General features: G+C 67.0%; 6 protein-coding genes and 1 pseudogene. 4 read left to right on the top strand and 3 right to left on the bottom strand.

Annotated features, from left to right (window positions below):
• Positions 1–292: 292 nt before the first annotated feature.
• The 3 genes from B1964_RS00800 to B1964_RS00790 all read left to right on the top strand — a co-directional run bounded on the left by B1964_RS00800 (position 293) and on the right by B1964_RS00790 (position 2,603).
• The gene (locus B1964_RS00800; RefSeq protein ID WP_006369149.1) at positions 293–814 is read left to right on the top strand and encodes a hypothetical protein; all 522 of its coding nucleotides are present in this window, start codon (positions 293–295) and stop codon (positions 812–814) included.
• 138 nt (positions 815–952) lie between these two features.
• A complete protein-coding gene (locus tag B1964_RS00795) occupies positions 953–1,732 on the top strand; it encodes a TMEM165/GDT1 family protein (RefSeq protein WP_079928433.1) in 780 nt (259 codons plus the stop codon).
• 100 nt (positions 1,733–1,832) lie between these two features.
• Entirely contained in the window at positions 1,833–2,603 is a 771-nt protein-coding gene (locus tag B1964_RS00790) for an SDR family NAD(P)-dependent oxidoreductase (protein ID WP_014358423.1), read from the top strand.
• Between the two features lie 24 nt (positions 2,604–2,627).
• Here B1964_RS00790 and B1964_RS00785 read toward each other — a convergent pair whose 3' ends face one another.
• The 3 genes from B1964_RS00785 to B1964_RS00775 are packed head-to-tail and all read right to left on the bottom strand — an operon-like array spanning position 2,628 to position 4,983.
• On the bottom strand, positions 2,628–3,866 hold the full coding sequence (locus B1964_RS00785) for an MAB_1171c family putative transporter (RefSeq protein ID WP_079928432.1): 1,239 nt from the start codon (positions 3,864–3,866) through the stop codon (positions 2,628–2,630).
• Positions 3,866–4,372 carry a hypothetical protein gene (locus B1964_RS00780; RefSeq protein ID WP_079928431.1) on the bottom strand — a complete coding sequence of 169 codons (507 nt, stop codon included), beginning with the start codon at positions 4,370–4,372 and terminating at the stop codon, positions 3,866–3,868. Before B1964_RS00780 ends, B1964_RS00785 begins: the two co-directional genes overlap by 1 nt.
• Positions 4,373–4,422: 50 nt before the next feature.
• Positions 4,423–4,983 carry a helix-turn-helix transcriptional regulator gene (locus B1964_RS00775; RefSeq protein WP_014358420.1) on the bottom strand — a complete coding sequence of 187 codons (561 nt, stop codon included), beginning with the start codon at positions 4,981–4,983 and terminating at the stop codon, positions 4,423–4,425.
• A 307-nt stretch (positions 4,984–5,290) separates the two neighbouring features.
• On the opposite strand from B1964_RS00775, the pseudogene B1964_RS30635 reads away from it, so the two are divergent.
• Positions 5,291–5,656, top strand: a pseudogene (locus tag B1964_RS30635) (hypothetical protein); the annotation flags it as partial.

Here is a 5,656-nt window from a genome sequence, read left to right as displayed (position 1 = left end):
GAAGATCGCGATCGAGGCTATTTCGACCGGGCGCAGCGGTCCGCGGGGTGCACTCGGCTTCCCCGCCGAAGGTGTCTCGGTCTTTCTTCGCACCCCACCAGTGTGCCTGGACGTGCTGGGCAGCCCGCCGCGGCGTCGGCGCACACGGTCCGCAACAGGCGGTGAACGCGAAGTGTAAAAGTACCGTCACATCCCGGTGATTCGAGTTGTCGCGGCGCTGGGAAGGGTGGATATTTTCTTCACCGGTTGTTCGCCAGCCGGTTCAGTAGTACCTCGTCAGGAGGGAGTCACCATGCAGTCCACCGCGATCGGACTCACGCCGGTTCACCAGGAAGGCGAACTCAACGGCATCCTCATCTCCGGCCGCTGGCCGGAATCGACCCTCGAATGGACCCAGACCCTGGTGGCCTCGGTCCGCATCGCCTGCCGGCCCGGATTCCTGCCCACCACCACGATCTTCGGCGTCGTCGAGGAACGACCCGAGGAGGCCGCCGACGACGCCGTCGGAATGATGGTCGCCGTCGGCAACGTGGTCGACGACAGCTTCCTGGAGGCCGGGCGCTTCCTCACCAATCCGCCCGCCCTGCTGATGCTGCACCCGCCATCGCGGACCCGTCCGTCGTTGCCGGAGTGCTCGCAGGTGGCCTCGGGGTGCGTGCTGCTGCCCGGACTGCCCGAACTCGGTCTCGAGCACCGCGCCGGATGGGCCGAGGCCGAGGCCGACGGGACCGTGGTGAACCTGCGCAATCAGGTGGGAATCGACCCCGGCGCCGACCCGGACACCGCGGTGCTGGCGATGCTTCTCGCAGCGTAAGCCGCCCAAGCTTCCCGCACTGCCGTCCGGATCGGTTTTTGAGGGTACCCAAACTTTCGTTTTTGTGCCGCCTACCTGCGGAAATACGGCCGCGCGAGACGTTGCGGGCGGCACTGAGGTCTGGCTAACGTGGCCCTCATGATTGCTGCCCTCCTGTTGAGCTTCGGCGTGATCTTCGTCGCCGAACTCGGTGACAAGTCGCAGCTGATGGCCATGACCTACGCCCTGCGCTACAAGTGGTGGATCGTTCTCGGTGCCATCACCGTGGCGACCACCGCCGTCCACGCGGTGTCGGTGTTCTTCGGCCATTTCCTGGGTCTGTCGATCCCGTCGGACATGCTGTCGATCTGCGGCGGCCTGGCGATGCTGATCTTCGGCCTGTGGACGCTGCGCGGTGACGACCTCGACGACGACGAGAAGACCAAGGCCGACCGCGTCGGCGCCTCGGTCTTCCTGGCGGTGATGTCGTCGTTCTTCCTCGCCGAACTCGGCGACAAGACGATGCTCGCGACCATCACCCTGGCCACCGACAACGACTGGGTCGGCGTGTGGATCGGTTCGACGATCGGCATGGTCGCCGCCGACGCCCTGGCCATCGTGGTGGGCATGCTGCTCGGTAAGCATCTGCCCGAGCGCGTCATCTCCCTCGGTGCCGCGGTGCTGTTCTTCGTCTTCGCCGGCTGGCTGCTGTTCGAGGGCCTCACGGCGGCGAGCACCCCGGTCGTCATCGGGACCGTGACCGCAGTGGTCGTGCTCATCGGCGTCGGCTCGGTCTACATCCGCCATGTCCATCGGCGACGCCGGGCGAACGAGGCGGCCCGGTCGCCCGAACACCAGGTGGCGGATCAGCAGGTGCCCGATCAGCACGTGGTTGATCACACACCCGATCAGCCGAGTCGCACCGACGGGTCCCGATAGCCAGTCGACCACGACATGTCCTAGGGTGTTCGGGAAAACACCGAACGAACGATCGGCCAGGGATGTTCGACCTCTGGCCGGACCCGAAAGGACATGAAAGATGGACGTCTCCGGCTCCTCCGTCATCGTCACCGGCGCCGCCTCCGGCCTCGGTGCGGCCACCGCGGCCCGCTTCGCCGCCGCCGGCGCCGAGGTCTTCGGCCTCGACCTGCAGGCGGGTATCGACAAGGCCACCGAAGACGGCGCGCCGGGCGGTGTGAACTTCATCGCCACCGACGTCACCAGCGAGGACGAGGTGTCGGCGGCCATCGACACCATCGCCGAATCGGGCGCGCCGCTGCGCGTCGCGGTCAACTGTGCCGGTGTCGGCTGGGCGTCGCGCATCCTGAGCAAGAAGGGTCCGCACGATCTCGATCTGTTCCGCAAGATCATCGACATCAACCTGGTCGGCACGTTCAACGTGATGCGGTTGGCGGCCAACCGCATGCAGCAGGAACCCGCGGTCGGCGACGACGGCGCTCGTGGCGTCATCATCAACACCGCGTCGGTGGCCGCATTCGAGGGGCAGATCGGTCAGATCGCCTATGCCGCGTCCAAGGGCGGCGTCCATGCGATGACGATCTCGGCGGCCCGCGATCTCGCCCAGGTCGGCGTGCGCGTGTGCACGATCGCGCCGGGCACCATCAAGACCCCGATGCTCGCCGGGATCACCCCGGAGTTCCAGAAGACCCTCGCCGAGGGCATCCCGTTCCCGCAGCGTCTCGGCGAACCCGACGAGTACGCCCAACTCGCCGAGTTCATCGTCGCCCACGACTACCTCAACGGCGAGACGATCCGGATGGACGGCGCACTGCGCATGGCGCCGCGCTGAGTACTGTTCGACCCTCGGGGCCGGTCAACGCGCAGCGTGCCGGCCCTGAGGGCTTTCCTGTGAATCTTCTTCCGTGACAAAGTGTTTCGGGCTATTGGGCGCGTCGGTGTCGTCGTCCTCGACGTCGGGCAGGGCCGCGACCGCCGCGGACAGTTCGAGCAGCGGTGCCGCATCGCCCTCCAGACCGTCGTCGAGAGCGGGCAGCAGGGCGCGCACCGCTCCCGCTCGCACGCCCTCGGCCTTGCGCCGTTCGGCCGCCATCCGCACCATCCCGGCTCGCACATCGATACCCGCGTAGTCGAAAGCGTCGGAGAGGAACGGGCTCAGTTGTGCGAGGGCGTCCCGGATCTCGACCACCCGCCGATGCAGCAGCGCCGTCGGCGACATGCGCCCGGGATCGGGCAGGACCACTTCGGGGACCGCGTCGGTCACCAGCTCCCACAACGGCAACAGGTCCTGCGCGGCCCGACGGCGCCGACGATTCGCGGTGAGTCCCTGCCACTTCGAACGCAGCATCGGGAAACTGATCCCGAACAGGAACCCGACGACACCGAGCACCTCGAGCCATCGGCTGGGGGTCAACAGCCACGACGCGTCGATCACGCCAGTCGCGTTGCCGAGCACGTAGACGATCTGCACGACCGAGCCGATCGCCAGCAGACCCAGCCCGGCGATCAGCAGGATCAGCGCGGTACGCATGTACCCGTCGGCGTGCGTCAGATACTTGGCGACGCTGCGCACGCAGGCGAAGAACCCATACGCCAGATAGCCGCAGGCGATCAGATAGAACAGCGCGTAACCCCAGTTGGTCAGCGTCCAATGACTCAGTGACGCATCGCGCATCTCCGCGGGCACGAACGACAGGGTCACCTGCAGCCCGATCAGCGCGGCGACGAGCGGGATGGCCTCGACGCCGGCACGCCGTTCCCGGGTCACCGAGCGGCCGGGATAGAAGAACACGACGATCAGGGCGGCCACGCCCAGCGCCAGCAGGCCGTACAGGACAACCCGGGAGGCCCCGGCGAACAACCAGTCGTCGAGGGTGTGCGCGACCGAGTCGTTGTCGACGACGAAGGCCAGGGTCAGTGCCGTGACCGCCACCGTCATGGCGAGGGCCTGCAAGCCACCGCCGTGCCGACGGAGTTGGTCGATCCGCCAGCACAACGCCGCGGCGAAGATGACCAGCGCGAGCACGTTGATCACCGCCGGCGCCGTCAGCCATCGCGTGGCGAGGACCTCGGCGGCCAACGGATGCACCGACATCACAGCCACCCCTTGTGGCCTCCGAGGAGGCGCTGCAGCCCGCGGATCTCCGGGTCGGCGGAACTGTGCCCGACGCCGTCGCTGGCCTTGGCCGCCCACGTGAGGATCATCGACGCCAGGGTCTCGGCCTCCCGTTCGCGGTCGTCGTCGTAGCAGGTACCGCGCAGCGACGAGTCGGCGTCGGCGTCACTGAGCCCGGCGAGCACCTCCGGCATGCTGGCGAGCATCTGATGGCCGGCGATGAGATGCGCGAACTCGTGGATGACGATCTGATCACGATGCCAGCGTGTGGTGTTGACCTGGTGAAAGAAGTAGTCGGCGTCTTCGGCGGCCAGCCATACCCCATTGGGCACTCCCGCCGGAAGCGGGTGTGCGATGAGGCGGATCGGCCGTCCCCTGCGTTCGCCGAAGCGGTCGCAGAGCTGATCGACATCGAGCGGCAGGTCGAGGTCGAGCGGGGCGAGTACCGAACGGCACAGCGTCCACATCTCGCGCGAACTGCGCATCGGACACCCCTCCTCGTCGTGGCGGAGCGGGCCCGCGGCGACGACGGAGATCAGTCCTCGATCTCCTTGCCGCCGACTACGCGCAGCCGCGCATCGGCCTGCTCTTCGGTCAACCCCGCTGCCACGATATCCGGCGGATCCTTCGGCAGCCCCTGCTGCTCGCGCAGAACCTTGATGAGCTCGTTGACCACGGTCACCGAATCGCTGGACAGACCGGCCAGACGGAACGCCGCGAGCTGCACGTTCGTGTCGGCTTGCAGGCGCATCAGGTCGATCTCGTCCCGGGTGCGCTGGGCCGCCCGATCCTCGAGGAAGTAGTGCACGTCCACGCCGAACGCGGCCGCGATCCCCTCGACGGTACGGAACGACGGCGACTTGGCCTTACCCGAGCGCAACTGGCTCAGGTAGGACTCGCCGAGTCGGAATCCGCGCTCGGTCGATCGCGCCGCGATCGCCTTGGCGCTGTACGCGCGGCCATTGGGCCCCGGCACCGTGCGGAACAGCTCTTCCAATCTGCGCGCGAACAGGCCGGGGTCGGTGTCGACCGGCTTGTCTTTGTCGATCGCCCCCGTCGTCGAACCCGCGGGCCGTTCATCGCCTCGTGACGTCATACCTTCTCCGAAACCTGAAACTTGCATTTGCAAACATTAAAGACCGTAAACCCGAGATTCCGCAACGGCAGCTATCATCAAATTTCGCACGGCCGTGTCCTCGGGAACCACTTCAGCCGCACAGCCAGCACTCCTGAAGCTTTTGTGGTGTTGATCACAGTCACTGTGACAGGGGTCCATTGGCCGTGATCAGTCTGTGATCCTACAGTCACAGATCGGTGAATACGAGGCAAACACGGCCGTGCGGACAGTGATGGATCACTCGGAAATCGAGAGATCCACCCGACGACAGCAGGAGAGACCAGCGATGGGACGGCACCGCACACCGACGCCGCGTCGGCATCGACGTGTGCCGTTACTCACGCTGCTCGCCACATTGATGCTGATGGTCGGCGCCGGGGTCGGGGTGGCCGTTGCCTCGCCGCCGAGCGGGACCGGCCCCACCGGCGGCGGGATCTGGTTCACGTGCTGCTCAATGACGCAGCCGACCGAAAGCGGCAGCCAGTCGCCTGGTTCGTCCGGATCGTCCTCGTCATCCCCGTCGGGGTCGTCGCCGTCGGGCGGCAGCAGCGCTGTGGTGCCTCCCCACCCCGCACCGACCTACACCCCACCGACCGTGTCGACGTCCACCTCGTCGACGGGCAACGTGGTGAATCCGCAGCGTGAGCGGCCT

It is taken from the genome of Gordonia sp. i37 (assembly GCF_002043085.1).
Lineage (GTDB): Bacteria > Actinomycetota > Actinomycetes > Mycobacteriales > Mycobacteriaceae > Gordonia > Gordonia polyisoprenivorans.
The sequence above is the reverse complement of the archived record's forward strand: the minus strand, read 5'-3'. Positions and strand labels throughout refer to the sequence as shown.

Bases quoted from the DNA above. Each gene is read 5' to 3' on its own strand.
- B1964_RS00800 (WP_006369149.1), top strand. From the start codon at position 293: ATGCAGTCCACCGCGATCGGACTCACGCCGGTTCACCAGGAAGGCGAA.
- B1964_RS00795 (WP_079928433.1), top strand. From the start codon at position 953: ATGATTGCTGCCCTCCTGTTGAGCTTCGGCGTGATCTTCGTCGCCGAA.
- B1964_RS00790 (WP_014358423.1), top strand. From the start codon at position 1,833: ATGGACGTCTCCGGCTCCTCCGTCATCGTCACCGGCGCCGCCTCCGGC.
- B1964_RS00785 (WP_079928432.1), bottom strand. From the start codon at position 3,866: ATGTCGGTGCATCCGTTGGCCGCCGAGGTCCTCGCCACGCGATGGCTG.
- B1964_RS00780 (WP_079928431.1), bottom strand. From the start codon at position 4,372: ATGCGCAGTTCGCGCGAGATGTGGACGCTGTGCCGTTCGGTACTCGCC.
- B1964_RS00775 (WP_014358420.1), bottom strand. From the start codon at position 4,983: ATGACGTCACGAGGCGATGAACGGCCCGCGGGTTCGACGACGGGGGCG.